18 protein-coding genes are annotated in these 20980 nt (G+C 66.2%); 9 read left to right on the forward strand and 9 right to left on the reverse strand.

Going from position 1 to position 20980, the window contains the following annotated elements:
- Nucleotides 1-321: 321 nt before the first annotated feature.
- A complete protein-coding gene (locus QW861_RS02135) occupies nt 322-2589 on the forward strand; it encodes a hypothetical protein (RefSeq protein ID WP_315749951.1) in 2268 nt (755 codons plus the stop codon).
- A gap of 12 nt (nt 2590-2601) precedes the next feature.
- Here the strand turns inward: QW861_RS02135 and gmk are convergent, their stop codons facing one another.
- From gmk to fabD, 7 genes are all read right to left on the reverse strand, one after another.
- Nucleotides 2602-3261 carry a guanylate kinase gene (gmk, locus tag QW861_RS02140; protein WP_172109343.1) on the reverse strand — a complete coding sequence of 220 codons (660 nt, stop codon included), beginning with the start codon at nt 3259-3261 and terminating at the stop codon, nt 2602-2604.
- A gap of 3 nt (nt 3262-3264) precedes the next feature.
- Complete coding sequence (locus QW861_RS02145; protein ID WP_315712651.1) at nt 3265-4152, reverse strand: YicC/YloC family endoribonuclease; 888 nt, start codon at nt 4150-4152, stop codon at nt 3265-3267.
- Between the two features lie 124 nt (nt 4153-4276).
- On the reverse strand, nt 4277-5566 hold the full coding sequence (gene mltG, locus QW861_RS02150; protein ID WP_315767262.1) for an endolytic transglycosylase MltG: 1290 nt from the start codon (nt 5564-5566) through the stop codon (nt 4277-4279).
- Between the two features lie 277 nt (nt 5567-5843).
- A complete protein-coding gene (fabF, locus tag QW861_RS02155) occupies nt 5844-7109 on the reverse strand; it encodes a beta-ketoacyl-ACP synthase II (protein ID WP_316192648.1) in 1266 nt (421 codons plus the stop codon).
- Between the two features lie 221 nt (nt 7110-7330).
- The gene (locus tag QW861_RS02160) at nt 7331-7570 is read right to left on the reverse strand and encodes an acyl carrier protein (RefSeq protein WP_006610957.1); all 240 of its coding nucleotides are present in this window, start codon (nt 7568-7570) and stop codon (nt 7331-7333) included.
- Between the two features lie 437 nt (nt 7571-8007).
- Nucleotides 8008-8745, reverse strand: coding sequence for a 3-oxoacyl-[acyl-carrier-protein] reductase (gene fabG / locus QW861_RS02165; protein ID WP_172109347.1), 738 nt, complete (start codon nt 8743-8745; stop codon nt 8008-8010).
- 34 nt (nt 8746-8779) lie between these two features.
- Entirely contained in the window at nt 8780-9739 is a 960-nt protein-coding gene (fabD, locus tag QW861_RS02170; protein WP_315712421.1) for an ACP S-malonyltransferase, read from the reverse strand.
- A 372-nt stretch (nt 9740-10111) separates the two neighbouring features.
- Between fabD and rpsF the strand changes: the two genes are divergently transcribed.
- From rpsF to rplI, 4 genes are all read left to right on the forward strand, one after another.
- Nucleotides 10112-10573 carry a 30S ribosomal protein S6 gene (gene rpsF / locus QW861_RS02175; RefSeq protein ID WP_315712423.1) on the forward strand — a complete coding sequence of 154 codons (462 nt, stop codon included), beginning with the start codon at nt 10112-10114 and terminating at the stop codon, nt 10571-10573.
- A 5-nt stretch (nt 10574-10578) separates the two neighbouring features.
- Nucleotides 10579-10818 (forward strand): 30S ribosomal protein S18, encoded by a 240-nt coding sequence (rpsR, locus tag QW861_RS02180; RefSeq protein WP_008963441.1) that lies wholly within the window; start codon nt 10579-10581, stop codon nt 10816-10818.
- 132 nt (nt 10819-10950) lie between these two features.
- Nucleotides 10951-11901, forward strand: a complete 951-nt coding sequence (locus QW861_RS02185; protein ID WP_315749948.1) for a hypothetical protein — start codon at nt 10951-10953, stop codon at nt 11899-11901.
- Nucleotides 11902-11950: 49 nt separating this feature from the next.
- Nucleotides 11951-12544, forward strand: a complete 594-nt coding sequence (rplI, locus tag QW861_RS02190) for a 50S ribosomal protein L9 (RefSeq protein WP_315826786.1) — start codon at nt 11951-11953, stop codon at nt 12542-12544.
- 60 nt (nt 12545-12604) lie between these two features.
- On the opposite strand, the gene QW861_RS02195 is transcribed toward rplI, so the two are convergent.
- Nucleotides 12605-13381: a hypothetical protein gene (locus QW861_RS02195; protein WP_316192649.1), complete on the reverse strand. Its 777-nt coding sequence runs from the start codon at nt 13379-13381 to the stop codon at nt 12605-12607.
- 422 nt (nt 13382-13803) lie between these two features.
- Here QW861_RS02195 and QW861_RS02200 point away from each other — a divergent pair, with 422 nt between their 5' ends.
- The 4 genes from QW861_RS02200 to QW861_RS02215 all read left to right on the forward strand — a co-directional run bounded on the left by QW861_RS02200 (nt 13804) and on the right by QW861_RS02215 (nt 19689).
- A complete protein-coding gene (locus QW861_RS02200; RefSeq protein WP_316192650.1) occupies nt 13804-15054 on the forward strand; it encodes a cyclopropane-fatty-acyl-phospholipid synthase family protein in 1251 nt (416 codons plus the stop codon).
- A 641-nt stretch (nt 15055-15695) separates the two neighbouring features.
- Complete coding sequence (locus QW861_RS02205; RefSeq protein ID WP_315712432.1) at nt 15696-17204, forward strand: replicative DNA helicase; 1509 nt, start codon at nt 15696-15698, stop codon at nt 17202-17204.
- A 45-nt stretch (nt 17205-17249) separates the two neighbouring features.
- Nucleotides 17250-18434, forward strand: a complete 1185-nt coding sequence (gene alr / locus QW861_RS02210; protein ID WP_316192651.1) for an alanine racemase — start codon at nt 17250-17252, stop codon at nt 18432-18434.
- A 727-nt stretch (nt 18435-19161) separates the two neighbouring features.
- On the forward strand, nt 19162-19689 hold the full coding sequence (locus tag QW861_RS02215; protein WP_315712435.1) for a hypothetical protein: 528 nt from the start codon (nt 19162-19164) through the stop codon (nt 19687-19689).
- 373 nt (nt 19690-20062) lie between these two features.
- Here the strand turns inward: QW861_RS02215 and QW861_RS02220 are convergent, their stop codons facing one another.
- Nucleotides 20063-20953, reverse strand: coding sequence for an SDR family oxidoreductase (locus tag QW861_RS02220; RefSeq protein ID WP_316192652.1), 891 nt, complete (start codon nt 20951-20953; stop codon nt 20063-20065).
- Nucleotides 20954-20980 lie beyond the last annotated feature (27 nt).

The raw sequence follows: 20980 nt of genomic DNA on the forward strand, positions 1-20980 counted from the left end.
ATCATTTGTCCACAAACGTAGAGGTTGTCGGCGCCGCGCCTCGGATCCCTGAGGGTGAAAAGTCAGGTCCATCTTCACGGATGTGACCGATTTGGCGCGCTAGCGCGGCCAAAATCGAGACGGGATGCGGATCCTTTTGTGGGAAAAAAGCCGCACTCGGGCACGAAAGGATCGCGACAGAATTAATCCGGAATTGCGGCTCATTGCCACCCAACTTCTCTCCGAGAACGCGCCGTTGCGTAAGCGTATCCGGAGTCTTCAATGGCAAGCCGAACGGCAGGAGTTGCGTTTGCCATTGCAGCCGGAATCGCCGGCACCGTCGTGCTCGTGCTGCCGCGCGTCGTGTTGGCGGCGGAGGAATGTCTGACCGAGCCGACGGGAGAGAAGTCTGACGCGCAACGCTGGTACTATCGTTTCGATCGTGGCACCAATCGGCGTTGCTGGTATCTGAAGGACGCCAACGGCAATACCCGTGACGCCGCGGCACCGATGCGGGCCGCGCAGCAGCCGACTCCCTGGGACTTCGCCCAGCCCGCTCCACCCAAACTGACGCCGAGACGCAGCGATGGCCCGGTCGCTCGCACCAGCGACGCCCTCGCCGAAGCGCCGCAGCCGCGGCTGCGTGCCGATCTCGCCGTGCGGGGCACGCCGAAGCCGCAGAATCTCGCCACGCCGACGACGCTGACGGCATCGGACACCAGCCTGCCGCGCAGCCTCGATAGCTCGCCCTGGCCCTCTGCCCCGCCGCAACAGGCGGACCCGATCGCGGCCGATGCGCCACCACCGGCAATGGCCGACGACGGCAATGCGGAGCCGGACGCGAATGCGGCGCCGACTGCCGACGGGCCGATCATCGCACCCAAGCCGAGCAAGCCCGAAGCGCCCATCCACGTGCTCATGCTCGTGGTCATCGGCGCACTCGCGATTTCAGGACTGCTGGCGAGCGCGCTCTATCGGCTCAGCCGGATGGGACGGCGGCAACGGCGCAACGGCAGCTGGCACGCGGACGCAGTACGGATGCGCCGCAGTCGCATCAAACCACGCTCCAAGGCGCCGCAGGGCGGGATGCGTGCGAACCGCGGCAGCATGCCGGCGGCACCATCCCATCCAGGCGGCAGCCGCGGCTCCCAGCCGGCTTCGGCGCTCGACCTCGCCAGCGCGCGGCTGTCCGCTTCAACGGACCAGATCGACCCCCGTGCGCAGCGACCGGCGCCGTCTCCCCAGCATCAGGATCACCCGGCCGTGGCCGCACGCCGACGCGACCGGGACGCGGCTGCGGAGATGCAACGATCACAATCCACCGACGCAGTATGGCAGGCGGTCGATGAGTTGGTGGATCGCGCAGCAGTGCGCCGGGCCGAGCCTTCCGGGGCACAGATCGCTGCGACCAACGCGCCGCCATCGCCGGTTGCCGCAACTGCCGCATCGCCTGCTGCTCCGGCGCAGGCACAACTGACGGCTGCCCAGATGGCCGCGGCGCAGGCCGCTGCCGCCAAGATTGCAGCAGCCCAGGCGAGCGCCGCCGCTGCAGCCGCCTCGCCGCGCTCGCCGACCTATGCGGCACCGACCGCGCCCGCCGAGCCCTGGCCGGCGGCGCAGCGGGTTGAACCAGCGAATCCCACCCGCATCCAGGCAGCCGCAGCAATGCCGCCAGCCGCCCCGCCACCGGCGCAGGCTGCCGCGACCGCCGCCCCACCTGCCCCTGTCGACGTCAGCGAAATCGTGTCGGCGCTGCGCAAGGCCCGAAGCAGCGATGTCACGTCCCCCTCTGCCGGCGCTCCGATCGACGCCGCCAAGGTGATTGCCGCGCTGCTGGTGTCGCGCGCGGCCAAGCGGCACGCCACGCAACCCGGCGAGGCTAGCGATGATCCGGCTGCAGCGGCCCTCGCTGAGACGGCTCCGCCAACGCAGGCGGACGCTGCACCCCGGACCGCGCAGGCGTCGCAACACCTGACGAACCATCCGCGTGGCGGCCAGCCCGTCGCTCAGCCCGTTCCCGGGACGCCCGATCAGCCTGCCTCCCCGCGCGCGCCGTCAACGGCACCAGCCGATCCAGCGGCCGCACTGATCGAGACGCTTCGCGCGCATGCGGCACGACAACCGGCCCCTCAGCCTGACGATGACATCGCCGTGGGCGGACCCGCGATGATGTCGGAAGCCCCTGCCGCCGAAGACGATGAGCTCGACGATCCTGCGGCGGCGCTGATCAACCTTCTGCAGTCGCGCTTTTCATTGCCCGAAGACGAGCTGGAGGCAGAGCCGCAGCAGGAGGAGTTCTCCGTCGAGGCTCAGCAGGACGTCGCGCACATGCATGATGATCCCGCGGCCCGACTGATGAGTCTCCTGGAATCGCGGTCGTCGATCCCCGCCGCGCTACCTATCGACAGACCGCAGGCGCAGCAGCAGCCACAGCGCCCGTCGCAGCAGCGTCCCCTGTTCGTGCCGACGCCGTTCGAGGATCCGGCGACCCCGCCGCTCGACTTCATTCCGCGGCCTCCGGCGCTGCGGCCGCGGCCGCGCAACATTCAGCAGGATGATGAGCTCGACGGCATCCAGGACATCCTGGCGCGCCTCGGCCGGCGGGCGTAGACGGAAGGCGTTTCAGCTCTCGAGCTGGCGCTGCAGCTCGCGCACGAAGGTCGTCAATCCGGTCCGGCGCTCGCGCTTCAGGCGCTCGGCCTTGAGGATCGACTGCACCTCGGCGAACGCATCGTCCACGTTGCGGTTGATGACGATGTAGTCGTACTCCGCCCAGTGGCTCATCTCGTGGCTGGCGCGGCTCATGCGCCCGCGGATGACCTCGTCGGAGTCCTGCGCGCGCGTGTGGAGACGCTTCTCCAGATCGGCGGCGGACGGCGGCAGGATGAACACGCTGACGACGTCCTGCCGCGCCTTCTCGCGCAGTTGCTGCGTGCCCTGCCAGTCGATGTCGAACAGCACGTCCTGGCCCGCCGACAACGCCGCTTCGACCGGCGCGCGCGGCGTGCCATAGCGATTGTCGAACACGGTGGCCCATTCGAGCAGCTCGTTGCGCTTGGCCATGTCCTCGAAGCGCGCCCGGTCGACGAAGTGATAGTCGCGGCCGTCGACCTCACCAGGCCGCATCGGACGCGTCGTCGCCGAGACCGACATCCGCAGGCCCGACATGCGCTCGATCAGCAGGCGCGACAGCGTCGTCTTGCCTGCCCCCGAAGGCGATGACAGCACGAACATCAGCCCGCGCCGCTCGACCCCATCGAAGCTTCCGTCGTGAGCCGCCATGGATCACTCCAGATTCTGAACCTGTTCGCGAAACTGCTCGACCACGGTCTTCATCTCCAGGCCGATGTTCGTCAGCTCGATGTCGTTCGACTTCGAGCAGGTGGTGTTGACCTCGCGATGGAATTCTTGGGCGAGGAAGTCGAGCCGGCGGCCGACGGGCCCGCCCTTGCCGAGCATCTCGCGCGCCTGCGCGATGTGCGAGGCGATGCGATCGAGTTCTTCGCGCACGTCGGCCTTGGCCGCGATCAGCAGCGCCTCCTGCGCCAGGCGATCGGGATCGAAGCGGTCGGAGGTTTCGAGCAGGGCTGCCACCTGTTCGGCCAGCCGCGCCTTGATCGCCTCGGGCTTGCGGCCCGGCGACGCCTCCGCCCTTTTCGCCAACGCCTCGATTTCGTCGACGCGCTGATTGAGGATCTGACCGAGCGTGTCGCCCTCGCGCCGGCGCATCTCGACGAGATGTTTCAGAGCGGTGTCGAAGCCTGCAATCGCCGCCTCTTTGGCGGCCTTGTCCTCGGCCTCGTCACTCTCCGGCTCGGCCACCTCGATCACGCCCTTGATCGACAGCAGCCCGTCAATGCTCGGTGCGACCGCGTCAATCCTGCCGGCGAGCGAGCTCGCCATCTTCACCACCGCAGCCAGCACGTCCTCGTTGATTCGCACCGTCGACCCGGTCTCGGTGCGCTTGACGGTGAGATTCGCATAGACCGTGCCGCGCGACAGGACTTCCGTTGCGCGCTTCTTGGCGAAGGCCTCGACCTCGTCCCAGCCCTGCGGCAATCGCACCCGGACGTCCAATCCCTTGGCGTTGACCGACTTCAACTCCCACTCGAACGAGTAGGGACCGCTTGCCCCGTGGCTACGGGCAAAGCCGGTCATGCTCGACAGCGCCATTTCGTCCATGTCTCCGGCACATTGGGAACGGGGACAGACTCAACCCCCGCCGAAAGTGCGCGAACCTTACGGCCTTTTGGGCAAATGTTAAGCCCGGTTCTGCGCGGCCGACATGCGTGGGAAATTATTGCTGAACGACCGGCGGGCTCGGCTGCGCCGCCCCCTGACGGGCGCCGTTGCCAGGTGCGGCCCCCGGTGCAACTCCGCCGGTGGCGCGGTTGGCCGGCGGCTTCTTTGCCGCTGCGGGCGCCCGTGGGGTCGCTCCGGCCGCCGGATCGGCCGCGCCACCCGCGACGGCAGGCGGCGCCTCGTCGGGCTCGACGGTGTCGTTCTGGGTCTGCCGCTCCATCGCCCTGAGCTTGGCGACGTTCTTCTGGTGCAGGTCGTAGGTTTCGGTGAAAGCATGGCCGCCGGTGCCGTCGGCGACGAAATAGAGATCGCGCGTGCGCGCCGGATTGGCTGTCGCCTCCAGCGAGGCGCGGCCGGGGTTGGAGATCGGTCCCGGCGGCAGGCCCTCGATCACATAGGTGTTGTAGGGCGACGGCTGGGTGATCTCGCTGCGCTTGATCGGACGGCCCAGCGTGCCCTTGCCGCCGACCAGACCATAGATGATGGTCGGATCGGACTGCAGCTTGATCCTCTGCTTCAGCCGGTTGACGAATACTGCGGCCACCCGGCTGCGCTCGTCGGGCTTGCCGGTCTCCTTCTCGACGATCGAAGCCAGCGTCACCAGCTGCTCCGGCGTCCTGACCGGCAGATCCGGACTACGCCGTTCCCAGATCTCGGCCAACACGCGCTTCTGCGCCTGCTGCATGCGTTGCACGACCTGATCGCGGCTGGTGCCGCGCGGAAACTTGTAGGTCTCCGGCAACAACGTGCCTTCGCGCGGAATCTCGCGGACGCTGCCGGTGAAGATCTCGTTCTCGGACAGGCGGGCCACGATCTGCTCTGACGTCAGGCCCTCGGGCACGGTCACCGAATGCTGCACGACCTTGCCTTCGACGATGACGCCGATCACGTCGCGCAACGATGCATTCTTCTGGAACGCATACTCGCCCGGCTTGAGGTCGGAACTGGCCTTCAGGGCATAGACTCCACCGATGAAGATCCACGGATTGACGTCGATCACACCTTCACGCGCGAGCACGTCGGCAATATCGCGTTTGCCCGCGCGCTGCGGGATGTTGACGACCTTGTCCTCCTGCAGCGGTCCTGCCGCTTCCAGGATCTGCCGTCCATAATAGTAGGCCGCGCCCACGCCGAGCATGGCCAGGATGAGCAAGGTGATGATCGCGTTGCCGACAACCACGAACGGATTGCGGGCGCGGTCGGAGCGGCGCGGCGGCGGCGGCACGCGTTCCGGCTCCAGCGCTGCGCGCGGGCTGCGGGGCGAGATGGGCGGCCGTTCACTCATCGATGCAACCTTCAGTCCTGTCGCTCTCGTCGTGGCCGTGCGCTCCCCAACGCAAGCGACCTGAAGTCCACGCCCATTTAACGATTCGTCATCTCGTCATCGAATACGGCGAAAAGGTGTTTTCGCCGGGCCTCACCGCCATGCGCATCCACTTACCGCATCGGCGCCGAAGGCCGACCTGCGAAAGACACGCGAAGTCTTGGGTTCTAGTGTGGCTGCAGTCGGATATCCGCGTGACCAAGCGACAATCGGCCCGCGCGGCATCCGTCCTTCCGCACTAGGTCACCACGCGCCGTAAAACCACCGACGCGTTGGTGCCGCCGAAACCAAACGAGTTCGACAGTGCCACGTTGATCTCGCGTTTGCGAGGTGCATGCGGCACGAGATCGATCGCGGTTTCCACCGACGGGTTCTCCAGATTGATCGTCGGCGGGGCGATGTTATCCCGAATCGCGAGAATGCTGAAGATGGCTTCGACGGCGCCGGCCGCGCCGAGCAGATGTCCGATCGACGATTTGGTCGACGACATCGAGATCTTCGAAGCGGCATTGCCAAGCAGGCGCTCGACCGCGCCGAGTTCGATCTCGTCGCCGACTTGAGTCGAGGTGCCGTGCGCGTTGATGTAGTCGAGGTCGGCGGCCGTGATACCGGCGCGCTTCAGCGCCGCACTCATGCTGCGAAAACCGCCGTCGCCGTCCGGAGATGGCGAGGTGATGTGATAGGCATCTCCGGAGAGTCCGTAGCCGGAGACCTCGGCGTAGATCCGCGCGCCACGTGCCTTGGCGTGCTCATACTCCTCGAGCACGACCACGCCGGCGCCCTCGCCCATCACGAAGCCGTCGCGGTCCTTATCGTAAGGGCGCGACGCGCGCTCGGGCGTCTCGTTGAATCCGGTCGACAGCGCGCGCGCCGCGCAGAACCCGGCCATGCCAATTCGGCAAATCGGCGATTCGGTGCCGCCGGCGACCATGACATCGGCATCGCCGAGCGCGATCAGGCGGCTGGCGTCGCCGATCGCATGCGCGCCGGTCGAGCACGCAGTGACGACCGAATGATTGGGACCCTTGAGCCCGTGCTCGATCGAGACATAGCCCGAGGCGAGATTGATCAGACGTCCGGGAATGAAGAAGGGCGACACTTTGCGCGGACCGCGCTCCTTCAGGAGGATCGCAGTGTCGGCAATGCCCGAGAGGCCCCCGATGCCGGACCCGATCAGCGTGCCGGTGGCACAGCGGTCCTCTTCCGTCGCAGGATGCCAGTTGGCGTCATCGAGCGCCTGACGCGCCGCAGACATCGCGAAAATGATGAAATCGTCGACCTTGCGCTGGTCCTTCGGCTCCATCCACTGGTCGGCATTGAAGGTGCCGTCGGAGCCATCGCCGCGCGGCACCTGACAGGCCACCTTGGCGGGAAGATCGGAGACCTCGAACGACTCGATCAAGCGCGCACCGCTCTTGCCCTGAAGGATGCGCTGCCAGGTCGTTTCCACACCACAGCCAAGCGGCGAAACCATGCCAAGGCCAGTGACGACAACCCGCCTCATGTTCGTTTCTCCAGACCCGACCTTGAGCGCTTGTGCATCGGCTGACGGCCGTCGCCGCACCTCGGGTCAATTGTTCGAGTAACATGTTCTGGCCGGGCAGCGCGTCCGAATCGTCCATCGCCAGCCGCCAGATGACGGCTCATCACGACGCCGCCAACAGCAAGAAACCGGTCGACCGCACAAGACGGATCGGCCGGTTTCGCGCAACTCTCGCCGGAGCGTCAGCTCTTGGCGTTCTTCTCGAGGAACTTGGTGGCGTCGCCGACGGTCAGGATCGTCTCCGCGGCGTCGTCCGGAATCTCGCACCCGAACTCTTCCTCGAAGGCCATGACGAGCTCGACCGTATCGAGGCTGTCAGCACCGAGGTCGTCAATGAAGCTCGCGTTGTCGACCACTTTCTCGGGCTCGACACCAAGGTGTTCGACCACGATCTTCTTAACCCGCTCGCCAATCTCACTCATCGTTCAAACCTCGTGCTTGTTCCTTTAAGACCCGACCCCCGGATGATCCGCATCACCCCGGCCGCTAAACTTCCTTCGCGATCGCGCAAAACCAGATTTGCCCCGCAGCGCCCCTTTACCGAAATTTGGCGGACGACTTGCGGTCCGAAAACTTCGGAAACGGGGCCACTCACAAACTCCAATCCACACTCTCCATGAGGCCGGTACGCCTCCGATCCAGAGCGCTCAAACAGGAACCCGGATCAGCAGCACCAGCCGACGGAGGCCCGGCGAACGATGGCAGCTCGCCCCGCCAATATACAGGGTTTGGAAATCCTGCAATGGCGTTCTTCGTGCCCCGATCAGCTGCCCGGTTACCATACACGCGAATCATTGACCACACGGCCCGGTATAGTGGTCGCGACGTCTTTTCGCCGCATTCCGAGCCACGGCAGAGCCTAGATCATGGCCATGCCGCCATTGACGTGGATGGTCTGCCCCGTGACATACGCCGCCTCGTTGGAGGCGAGGTACACCGCAGCTGCAGCAATGTCCTCCGGCGTGCCCAACCGCGCCGCCGGCACCTTGGCGAGGATCGACTCGCGCTGCTTCTCGTTCAGAGCGTCGGTCATCGGTGTCTTGATGAAGCCGGGTGCGATGCAGTTGGCGGTCACGCCGCGTTTGGCATATTCGGCGCCGAGCGTCTTGATCATGCCGATGATGCCGGCCTTGGACGCCGTGTAATTGCCCTGCCCCGGATTGCCGGTGACGCCGACGATCGAGGTGATCGCGATGATGCGGCCGAAGCGCTTGCGCATCATCAGCTTGGTGGCGGCACGCGAGAGACGGAATGTCGCGGTCAGGTTGACCTTGATCACCTCGTCCCAATCCTCGTCGCGGAGCTGCACGAACAGGTTGTCGCGGGTGATGCCGGCGTTGGCGACGAGAATGTCGACCTGCCCCATCGCCTGCTCGGCGGCCGGCACCAGCGCCTCGACCTCGGCCGCGTCGGACAGGTTGCAAGGCAGCACATGCACACGGCTGCCCAGCTCGCCGGCGAGGGTCTCGAGCACCTCGCGCCGGGTGCCGGAAACGGCAACGGTCGCCCCCTGGGCATGCAAGGCCTTCGCGATCGCGTTGCCGATGCCGCCGGTCGCGCCGGTCACCAGCGCGGTCCTGCCACTCAGATCGAACATCCAACTCTCCTCAATGCCGCTTCCAAGCGGCCACTTACGACGTTTTCGCCGCGGCCAGCGCATCCTTCGCGGCCACGATATCCGACGGGCCGCCGACGGCGACGCCGACCGCACCATCCGCGATCCGCTTGACCAGGCCGCTGAGCACCTTGCCGGCGCCGATCTCGAAGAACCGTGTCACGCCCTGGCCCGCCATATATGCGATCGATTCGCGCCAGCGCACCGTACCCGTGACCTGCTCGACCAGGCGACGGCGAATCTCGTTGGGATCGCTGATCGGCGCCGCGAGTACGTTCGAGACCAGGGGCGAGGCCGGAGCCTTGATCGTGACCTTGGACAGCGCCTCCGCCATGACGTCCGCCGCCGGCTGCATCAGCTTGCAGTGGAACGGCGCGGAGACCGGCAGCAGCATGGCGCGCTTCGCGCCCTTGGCGCGGGCGATCTCGACGGCGCGATCGACGGCGGCCTTGTTGCCGGACACCACCACCTGGCCGCCGCCATTGTCGTTGGCGGCCTGGCAGACCTCGCCCTGGGCCGCCTCTTCGGCGACCGCTACAGCCGCCTCATAATCCATCCCCAGCAGCGCGGCCATGGCGCCGACGCCCACCGGAACGGCCTTCTGCATGGCAAGCCCACGGGTGCGCAGCAGGCGGGCAGTATCCGCAATCGTCAGGCTGCCGGCGGCGGCCAGCGCCGAGTATTCGCCCAATGAGTGACCTGCGACAAAGGCGGCGTCGCGTCCGACCGAGAATCCGGCTTCGGTTTCCAGCACCCGCAAGGTTGCCATCGAGACCGCCATCAGAGCGGGTTGGGCATTTTCGGTCAGCTGCAGGGTCTCGGCCGGACCTTCCCAAATGATGGTCGTCAGCTTCTCACCGAGGGCGGCATCGACCTCCTCGAACACCGAACGAGCCACCGGGAAGGAGTCGGCGAGCGCCTTGCCCATGCCGACGGCTTGGGACCCCTGCCCCGGAAAAGTGAATGCTGCCGTCATGGCCGCCCCCTGAACGTTCCAAAATCCCTGGAATTGAGTAACTTTGGCCGGAAAGACACTGGCCGGCCCTGTGATGTCAAGCACGTGACGGGCGCAATTCGACCACTTTCCCTTGCCTTGGCCCCGAAAATCGGTATAAGGCGCGCCATCCGTGGATCCCGAGCCGGGAGCTGAACGGACGGTCCCAGCAAACTCACCTTGCTCAACCTTGGGGATTTAACCTCTCCAAGCTGTCCTGGTGACTTTGATGTGGCAGGGCCAGTCGGCCCGTCGTCCCGTGTTCCCGCCTTCTGAGCTGACGTCTGCGAGTCCTTTCCACAAGGTCTCGAAGGGCTTGACGCCGGGATTTGCGCCAACTTGGAAAGGACAGCCATGCCGCTTTACGAGCATGTATTCCTCGCGCGTCAGGACGCGAGCACCCAGCAGGTGGAAGAACTGACGGCTCAGATGACCGGTATCGTCGAAGGTCTCGGCGGTAAGGTCACGAAGTCCGAGAATTGGGGCGTTCGCTCCCTCACCTACCGCATGAACAAGAACCGCAAGGCCCACTTCGTGCTGCTCAACATCGACGCGCCGTCCGCGGCGATCGCCGAGATCGAGCGCCAGGAGCGGATCAGCGAAGACGTGATCCGCTACCTCAGCGTCCGCGTCGACGAGCTCGAGGAAGGCCCGTCGGCGATGATGCGCAAGGCCGATCGCGACCGTGAGCGCGACGACCGCGGCGGTGGCTTCCGTGGTGAGCGCGATGGCGGCGGCTTCCGTGGCGATCGCGGTGACCGTGGCGATCGCGGCCCGCGCCGGCCCCGTGACGAAGAAACTGCGGACGAGGAGTAAGATCAATGGCTGAAGCCCCCGCACGTCGCCCGTTCTTCCGCCGCCGCAAGACCTGCCCGTTCTCCGGGCCGAACGCGCCGAAGATCGACTACAAGGACTCCAAGCTGCTGATGCGCTACGTCTCCGAGCGCGGCAAGATCGTGCCGAGCCGCATCACGGCCGTGTCCGCCAAGAAGCAGCGCGAACTCGCGCGCGCCATCAAGCGCGCCCGCTTCCTCGGCCTGCTGCCTTACGTCATCCGCTGATTGCGGACCTCGGACCGGCGGCCCCGCGCCGCCGGCTCCTTCCGTTGAATTCTCATAAGGCTTCCGGGTCGTCCGGTCGCCGATGGTTGGGGCGAAGGCGCCTCTAACCGCTCGAAGGGAGCGGGACAGCTGATGATCGGAACGCTTCTCATCGCGCTCGCGGCAGGCGCTGCCTCCGCGGTCATGTTCGCCTCGACCGGATCGGGCGTGATGACGGCGCTCGTGCTTGCGCTGCTCGCGCCCGTGCCGCTGCTCGTCGCTGCAATCGCCTGGGGCCGGCTTTGCGCCGTCATCGGCGGTCTCGTAGCAACCGCTTGCGTGCTGGCCATCTTCGGCTTCGATCGCGCTCTCGCCTTTGCCGTCTCCGTGACGCTGCCGGCCTGGTGGCTCGGCCACCTCGTCCTGCTCGGCCGTCCGACGACCAGCCCGTCCGGCCAGGATGGCATCGAATGGTATCCGCCCGGCAACATCCTGCTGTGGATCGCGGTGATCGCAGCGCTGATTGCCGCGTTCTCCTTCGGCACCGACATGACGGCCACCAATCAGGGTCTCAGGCGGCTGCTGTCGCGCGTGCTCAGCAATACCGTCACGTCGACCGATGCGGTCGACATTCCCCGGCTGGTCGAGATCCTGGTCTTCATGGCGCCGCCGATGGCCGCGGTGATCATGACCACGATCCTGTCGCTCAACGTCCTGGCGGCCGCAAAGATCACGGCGATCTCCGGCCGGCTGATGCGCCCATGGCCGCGCCTGCGCGACACCAAGCTGCCGCTGATGACGCTGCCGGCGCTGTTTGCGATCATCGCGTTCTGCTTCCCGGGCGGGCTGATCGGCATGCTGGCGCGAATCGCCGCCGCAGCGCTGCTGACCGCCTATGCGCTCACCGGCTTCGCGGTCCTGCATACGCTGACCTTGCCGCTGCGCACCCGGCCGCTTTGGCTCGGTCTCGCCTACGCGCTGATGCTGACCTTCATCTGGCCGATCCCCATGCTGGCGATGATCGTCCTCGGCCTCGCCGACGCCGCCTTCGACCTCCGTCACCGTTACGGCCCGCGGCAGCCGCCGCCTTTGCCGGTGCCGTAAAAGTTCAATCTCACACCAACCGCTTCCGAACATCACAAGGAGAACATCGATGGAAGTCATTCTGCTGGAACGTGTCGCCAAGCTCGGCCAGATGGGCGAGATCGTGAAGGTCAAGGACGGGTTCGCCCGCAACTTCCTGCTGAAGCGCAAGAAGGCGCTGCGGGCCACCGCCGAGAACAAGGCCAAGTATGAGGGCATGAAGGCCGAGCTCGAGGCCAACAACATCAAGGCCAAGGGCGAGGCGGCCAAGGTCGCCGAGAAGATCGACGGCCGCGACATCGTCATCATCCGCCAGGCCTCCGAATCCGGCCAGCTGTTCGGCTCGGTCTCGGTGCGCGACATCGTCGCCGCCCTCGCCGCCGACGGCATCACCGTGAGCCGGCCGCAGGTCTGGCTCGACGCCCCGATCAAGACGATCGGCAAGCAGACGATCACCATCGCGATCCACCCGGAGGTCGAGACCTCGGTGACCGTGACGGTCGCCCGCAGCGCCGACGAGGCCGAGCGCATCAAGCGCGGCGAGGACATCTCGACCCGCCAGGAGGACCGCGACGCCGCCGCCGAAGCGATTGCCGCCGCCGGCGAGTTCTTCGATCCGGAGGCCCAGGACGAGGGCGCTGCCGGCGAGCCTGCGCAGCAGTAAGCGCGCCAGCCCATTTGCGGAAAAGCCCGGCTCAACGAGCCGGGCTTTTTCATTGTCGTCTCACCGCGAGGGCGAGGACGGAACCGAGGGATCCGACGGCACCGACTGGGTCGTGGCCGGCGCCGGCGTCACCGGCGGGACCGGGTCGGCGCGCAGCGCCGGCGCGGCCTCGCTCGATCTTGCCGGCTCGACCCGCGGCGGCTCGGAGCCGGCAGCGCTGTCCTCGCGCGACGCCGACGGGCGGGTCGCACCGGTCGGCTCGCCGCGCGTCTCCTCCGCAGCCGAGCCCTCCTGGGCCGGCTTCTTGCGCTTGCCGAGCCGGCCCTTCTTCGCGGGCGCGCTGCCCTCGCCGTCGGCCGGCGCAGCGGCTGGATCTGCTGCCGCGTCGGGCTTCGCCTCGGCCGGCGCGGAGCGCTTGGAGTGATGACCCGAACGGCGGCGCGGCTCGCCTGGGCTCGCAGCAGCATCCGCGGCGGCCGGTTTCGCCTCGGGCGGCTCGGTGGCGGCCGACCGGGCGCGGCGCTCGGATCGCGTCTCCTTGCCGGAATGGCCCGTTGATCGCGCATCCGCAGCGCCGTTCGCAATCAGGTAGTTGGCGAGCACGCCGGCCATCTCGGGGCTCGTCGTGTAATGCTGGCGCAGAAACCCGGGCAGCGAGCTGGCCGAGGTGTTCTTGGCCAGGCCGCGCGGCGACTTGTGGCAGACCACGCAGGTCCCGTTGTAGATTTGCGCAGGACTCTTGCCCGCATCGAGATTTTCCTGCGCAACGGCGGCCCCCGCGAAGCCCATGCAGAACACCGCCACCACCGTCGCCAAATTGAGCGCTCGGCCCACCATTCTCATTCTCCAGCTATGGTTTCGCCCACACGGCGCCGCCCCGCGCGACATCCGCTGCCGTGTTTCCTCTCGCTATCAGCCGAACGTGACAGCGGACGTTGCGGTCGCTCCACGCCTTCGACGGCGATCCCTTCAGACCTCGTCCGGCGGTCAGATGCCGGACACCGGCCAAAAGGCCGGCGGCCGCGGCCTTTTTAACGGATTGCGGAGCGAATGAAAGCGCACAGATGTTCCTGCGCCGAGATGTCCATCGATCAATGACGGTTCGGAATATCGGCGTTGTGTTCATGGCAGTGGCGTCGGCTTGTGCCCGCTGGGTAACATAACAACGTGATGATAGGGAACCAATCGGTTCTCAAAGCGTCGAGTGCGACGGCCGGGAAAGTCAGCAACTCACGGGAATAGCTCGTTGGGTGGTGTGGATGGACCGTTTGCTGCGAAGTCTGTTGAGTAGCTTCATTCGCCGTGGGTCGATCAGCTTTACGACCGCCAGCGGCACGTCGTTCAGCTGCGGGGATGGAACCGGCGTCCCCGTGGCGGCACGATTTCTGACTCGTGAAGCCGAGCGCCGGATTCTGGCCAACCCCGAGCTCGCGCTCGGCGAGGTCTATATGGACGGCTCGTTCGTGGTCGAACGAGGAAAGATCGCGGACCTGCTGTCGATCGTGATGAGCCAGCCGGCCGTGGTGCCCGACTGGGCCAGGCCGCAATGGTGGCTGCGCTATCTGATCCGGCACCTGCGCCAGCTCAATATCCGGGCACGCGCTCGCCGCAACGTCGCCCATCATTACGATCTCGATGGGCGGCTGTATTCGCTGTTCCTCGATGCCGACCGGCAATATTCCTGCGCCTATTTCGAGACGCCGGACGCGACGCTGGACGATGCCCAGCTCGCCAAGAAACGTCATCTCGCGGCCAAGCTGCTGATCGGCCGCCGCCATCGCGTCCTCGACATCGGCTGCGGCTGGGGCGGGCTTGGACTTTACCTGGCCGAGATGTGTGATGCCGACGTGACCGGCGTGACCTTGTCGGCCGAGCAGTTGCAGGTTGCCGAGGCCCGCGCGGCCGAACGGCACCTCTCCGCCTCCGCCCGCTTCCTGCTGCAGGATTATCGCGACGTGCCCGGCACGTTCGATCGCATCGTCTCGGTCGGCATGTTCGAGCATGTCGGGGTCGCCTTCTACGACTCCTTCTTTCGCCGCAGCGCCGAGCTGCTCGCGGACGACGGCGTCATGCTGCTGCATTCGATCGCACGCTCCGTGGGCCCTGATGCGACCAATCCCTGGATCGCCAAATACATCTTCCCCGGCGGCTACGTCCCAGCCCTCTCGGAGGTTCTGCCGGCGATCGAGCGCGCCGGGCTCCTCGTCTGCGACATCGAGATCCTGCGCCTGCACTACGCGGAGACCCTGAAGGCGTGGCGCGAACGCTTCATGGCCCGGCGCGACGAGGCCGTGCAGCTCTATGACGAGCGCTTCGCGCGGATGTGGGAGTTCTACCTGGCGGCCGCGGAAATGGGGTTCCGCAAGCAGAACCTGATGAATGTCCAGATCCAGCTGACGAAGCGCCAGGGCGTCGTGCCGATGACGCGCGACTACGTCCACCGTGAGGAGACGCGGCTGCGGGCGCGCGAGCGCGGCAGCCGCCCGGCGCTGCAGATGGCGGGTGAGTAGCGCGCGCGGCCCGCGACGACAGCGGAGGGCGGCGCCAGTGCAATGGTCCTGCAGAGACGGACGGCCGCATTCCCTCGGCTGCGCCGCGCCGGTCTCGACTTCAATTCTGAGATGCTCGGTGGACGACTTACATCCCAAACGCGAGATTATGCCCATCCGACTCAAATTTTCAAACAAATCGTGCGGTCTGTGAACTGGCTCACAGACCCCGGGGAAGCCCGGCCGTAGTGTCCTGGCATGTCCCCGAGCCCCGCCAGAGCCATGTTGGAACCCCAGACCGACTTCAGCACCGACTACGCGCTGATCGCCGCGGGCGTGGGAGCATCCCTGATCGCCCTCCTGTATCTGCTGCTGGTCTGACGCCGGGCGCGGATCCACGCGCGGCCCTGGCACGCCCTGCCGTACCGGCTCTCGTTCCCGCCTCGCCGACGTGTCGAACGATCGCGCCGGTTGATTGCACCGGCGTGTCGCTCGCGCTCGCGCGGCGTTGAGTCCTGTCGGTTCCGTCAAGCGCGGCATCTGGCGAGTCCGGATTCATCCACCAGATTTACCAGACGGTGAATTGCGCTCAGCTTTCGCTTCCGCTTCGCGCGCGACTGGCGCTTTATCCCCTCCCCTTCAAAGCTGCTAAACACGCGGTCATGGCACTTACCGATTCGAACGTTCACAAGCTGGCGTCGGCTGACGCAGCAACGCCGGCCTATCGCAGCGCTCCTCACAACATCGAGGCGGAACAGGGTCTGCTCGGCGCGATCCTGGTCAACAACGACGCGTTCTATCGCGTGTCGGACTTCCTCGAGCCGAAGCATTTCTTCGAGCCGCTGCACCAGACCGTGTTCGAGACCGCGTCCAGCCTGATCCGGATGGGCAAGGTCGCGACGCCCGTGACCTTGAAGACGTTCCTGCCGGCCGACGTCGACATCGGCGGCATGACCGTCGGGCAGTATCTGGCACGGCTCGCGGCCGAAGCGACCACGATCATCAACGCCCAGGACTATGGCCGCACCATCTACGACCTGTCGTTGCGCCGCGACCTGATCGGCATCGGCGAGGACATGGTCAACGTCGCCTATGACGCGCCGGTGGACTTCGCGCCGCGCAACCAGATCGAGGACGCCGAGCGCCGGCTGTACGAGCTCGCGGAGTCCGGCCGCTATGACGGCGGGTTCCAGAAATTCTCCCAGGCGCTGACGACCGCGCTCGACATGGCCGCCAAGGCCTTTCAGCGCGACGGCAAGCTGTCCGGTATCTCCACTGGCCTGCGCGATCTCGACGCCAAGATGGGCGGCCTGCAGCACTCGGACTTGATCATCCTCGCCGGCCGTCCCGGCATGGGCAAGACCTCGCTCGCCACCAACATCGCCTACAACGTCGCCCAGGCCTATGTTCCCGAATTGCAGCCCGATGGCACCTATCGCGCCGCGCAGGGCGGCGTGGTCGGGTTCTTCTCCTGCGAAATGAGCGGCGAGCAGCTCGCCACCCGTATCATCGCCGAGCGCTCCGGCATTCCCTCCAGCCACATCCGCCGTGGCGGCATCACGGAGGCCGATTTCGAGAAGCTGCGCGAATGCTCGATCGAGCTGCAGTCGCTGCCGTTCTATGTCGACGAAACCGGCGGCATCTCGATCGCGCAGGTGATGGCGCGCGCCCGCCGGCTGAAGCGCCAGAAGGGCCTCGACCTGCTGGTGATCGACTACATCCAGCTGCTGTCGGGCTCGGGCAAGCGCGGCAACGACAACCGCGTCCAGGAAATCACCGAGATCACCACCAGCCTGAAGGCGCTGGCGAAGGAGCTCAGCGTTCCGATCATCGCGCTGTCGCAGCTGTCGCGCCAGGTCGAGAACCGCGAGGACAAGCGGCCGCAACTGTCGGACCTGCGTGAATCCGGCTCGATCGAGCAGGACGCCGACGTGGTGCTGTTCGTGTATCGCGGCGAGTATTATCTGGCCGCCAAGGAGCCGCGTCCCGGCACCGAGGAGCACCAGAAGTGGCAGATGGAAATGGATCTGGCGCTCGGCAAGGCCGAGGTGATCATCGGCAAGCAGCGCCACGGCCCGACCGGCACGGTCGAGCTGCACTTCGACGCCTCGGTCACCCGCTTCGGCGACCTCGCCCATGACGGCCTGCCGCCGCAGCACCACGACTATTGACCTGACGCGGTTGAACCGTGACGCCGCGGCGCGTAAAAGCGCCACATGAGTGTTCCCGAACAGAAACCCGCCGAGCAACCTGTCTCGGCGGTCGACGACGCTGTCCCGGCCAGCGCCACCGGCGTGCTGACCATCGATCTCGACGCGCTCGCCGCCAATTGGCGCAAGCTGGAAAAGACCGCAGTGCCGGCCGAATGCGCCGGGGTGATCAAGGCCGACGCCTATGGCTGCGGCATTCCCCAGGTGGCGCGCACGCTCGCCGCGGCCGGCTGCAAGACCTTCTTCGTCGCGACGCTCGCCGAGGCCAAGATCGCCCGCGCGGCCCTGCCCGACACGGCCGCGCTCTACGTGCTCGACGGCTTCTTCCAGAACACCGGCGACGACTACGCCGCGATCAACTGCCGCCCGGTCATCGGCGAGCTCAACGAGCTCGCCGAATGGGACATGTTCTGCCGCCGCACCGGCTGGAAGGGCGGCGCCGCCATCCATGTCGACACCGGCATGAACCGGCTCGGCCTCAGCCCGATCGATGCGCAGGGCATGATCCCGCGCATCCAGACCGGCGACCATGGCATCACGCTGGTGATGAGCCATCTGGCCTCCGCCGAGCAGATCAACAGCCCGACGAACGCGCGCCAGCTCACTGCGTTCCGCGAGGTCGCCAGCGTGTTCATCGGCGTGCCTGCCGCGCTTGCCGCCTCCTCCGGCATCTTCCTCGGCGCCGCCTTCCAGTTCGACATGGTGCGGCCCGGTGCCGCGCTCTACGGCGTCAATCCGACGCCGGAGGCCGACAATCCGATGCAGCCGGTGGCCGAGATCAAGGCGCGCATCGTGCAACTGCGCGATCTCGCGCGCGGCGACACGGTCGGCTATGGCGGCACCTGGACGGCGCGCCGCCCGACAAAGATCGCGATCCTCTCCGCCGGCTATGCCGACGGCTACTTCCGCGCCGCCTCTTCCAACGACGGCACCCGCGGCGCCGACGTCATCATCGCCGGCCAGCGCTGCCCGATCGCAGGGCGCATCTCGATGGACCTGATCGCCGTCGACGTCACCGACCTGCCGCCGAAGGCCGCCCGCCGCGGCCACTTCGCAACCCTGCTCGGCGAAGGCATCACCGTCGACGAGCTCGCGCATCATTTCGGCACCATCGGCTACGAAGTCCTGACCAATCTCGGCCGGCGCTATCATCGCATCTACAAGGGCGGTGCGGCGGCCGCGGAAAGCTGATCGCGCGCAGCAACGCTCTCTGTCTGACGTGCATACAGCTGCTTCCACATCGTCATTGCGAGCGCAGCAATCCAGAGTCCCGCACACCACCCTGAATTGCTTCCGCCTTCGCTCTTCGAGCTACGGCGGACAAGTCGCTGCGCTCGCAATGATGGTGAACTGACATGAGCCATCGGTCTCGCGGCATACAACGCCCGAGGCTTGCATCTCTTTTTCACCCTCTTCGAAAGACGAGGGCGCAGGGAATGCCGGGTGAAGGCCTCACCCATGGCCCGCCTGCAGAAAAAAAGCAGGCGGCAGTCACCACAGGTTCAGCCGGTCAACCGGCATTCCCCGCGCGATGGCTTTACGCCTTATGCGTACTCTCCCCGGGGATCGGCTGTCTTGCCCCCGTGACCGGCGGATCATCACCGCCAGCGTAGCATCAGCGTCGAGATGCCAGGACCATACGTCTTCGACGTGCGTCTCGTGCCGTTCGTCCGCACGGCCTCAAGCCATGCTGCGACCCCAAGCGCCCACCACATCCCACCCCGCGTGTCATGACGATCGCGATACGCCCCTCGTGCCGAGGCGGGACGGAGGGAGTGAAGCATGTTTTTCTGATAAACGGAAGTACAATATTTTTCGCCGAAGGACTGGACAGGGTGAGTCGCGTTGAGATCGTTGATGAATTCCGCGTTTCGGCGCGCCCGTTAGGGCCAAGCTACGCTGGCTAGGGTGCCTGGTCATGACGGATGTCGTTGGCGCGCTTCATCTCTCGCGCCAGATCGTCGACAACCTGCGCCAGGGAGCGGCCATCACTCGCAGTGAGCGACTTCCGCAGCTGCCGCGAACTCCAGAGAATTGCGGCAACGAATATGATGAAGGGAAGCCAGGAGACAATCAGGCTTACATACCATGGAACATCATTAGTCATACCCAGCTTCTTCCCTGCAAATATCTACGAGACCGCCCGGCTCGTTCAGATGAGTCGCGCGACCGGCTACAATCTTCTGTCATTCGCCCGCTTCATCTCATCCGCCAGATCACCGACGATCTGCGCCAGCGAGCGACCATCGCCGGCCGTCAGAGACGTCTGAATCCGACGGGTGCTCCATGCAACGGCCAAGACGAACATGATCAGTGGCAACCAGGCTATGATCAGACTTACGTACCAAGGCACATCGTCATTCACACCCAACCTCCACGCATGGTCTCCGCTCGGCGGACCAGGGGCGAGGCTATGATCTTAATCATTAAAAAGTCGGCTGGATGACAACGAGAATCTGCACAATGAGCACATGTAGCTAGGGGCCATACTTTGGTGAGAGGAAGCGCCTCCGCCTCAGGCGCCCGAGCGCGCGCCACATCGTCATTACGAGCGCAGCGGCGAATCGACGCAATCCAGAATCCCACATGCCACCCTGGATTGCTTCGCTGCGCTCGCAATGACGGGCTGATGGATATCGGCACACGGCTGCGACAGCGCCCGCTGCTGTAGCCCGGATGAGCGCAGCGATATCCGGGGGTCTCACGTGCCGTATCGGAAAACCCGGATGTCGCCGCGCTCATCCGGGCTGCGGGGCTGGTCGCGCAAGAGCGCCATCATTCGATCAAGATGGGCGCTGCGGGTCGGTCGCGGCCGGCGCTCACGCCTTGAAGTAGTCCGGCTGGCCAATGTCGGCGATCAAACCGATCCCGTCCGGTCTCCAGCCCAGGCGCTGCTGTGTCAGGACGCTGGAGGCCGGCATGTCCAGCCCTGCGAACATCGCCAGTGGACCGTAGTAGTCGCCCGCCTCCTCCTTGCTGATCGACACGACCGGCACGTTCAGCGCGCGGCCGATCACCTCGATGACCTCGCGCATGGGGACGCCCTCCTCGCCGACGGCGTGGTAGATCGCGTCTGCAATGCCCTTCTCCAGGGCGAGCCGGTAGAGGCGGGCGACATCCGATCGATGCGCCGCGGCCCAGCGCTCGGTGCCTTCGCCGACATAGGCGGCGCGGCCCTTCTGTCGCGCGAGCTCCACCAGATAGGAGATCAGCCCGGCCCTTCCGGGGGCGCCGTGAACCTGCGGCAGGCGGATCACCATTGCGCGCACGCCGCGCGACGCATAGGCGAGACCCGTCTGCTCGCACACGCGCGGGACATGCGCTGACGACTCGCGCCGCATGTCTTCGGTGACCACCACATTGGCCGCAACGAGCCCCGTTCCGGAGGTGACGATGAACGGCTTGTTCGTGCCCACCAGCACCTCGCCCATGGCGTCGATGGCGGCCTTGTCGATGGCGCCGTTCTCCGCGAATTTCGCGAAGTCGTGGATGAAGGCGAGATGGATCACGCCGTCGGCATCCCTCGCGCCGCGCTTCAGGCTGTCGAGGTCCTGCAGCGAGCCGCGATGAACCTGCGCGCCCAGTTGCTCGAGCGTGCGGACGTTCTCGGCGGAGCGCGCGAGGCCGATGACCTGATGCCCGGCGGCGATCAGCTCCCTGGTGGTTTCAGAGCCGATGAATCCGGCGGCGCCGGTGACGAATACGCGCATGAGACACACTCCCTGTTCAGACCGCCG

Origin of the sequence: Bradyrhizobium sp. SZCCHNRI1029 (genome assembly GCF_032487555.1) — a bacterium.
In the GTDB taxonomy this organism is placed as follows: Bacteria; Pseudomonadota; Alphaproteobacteria; order Rhizobiales; family Xanthobacteraceae; genus Bradyrhizobium.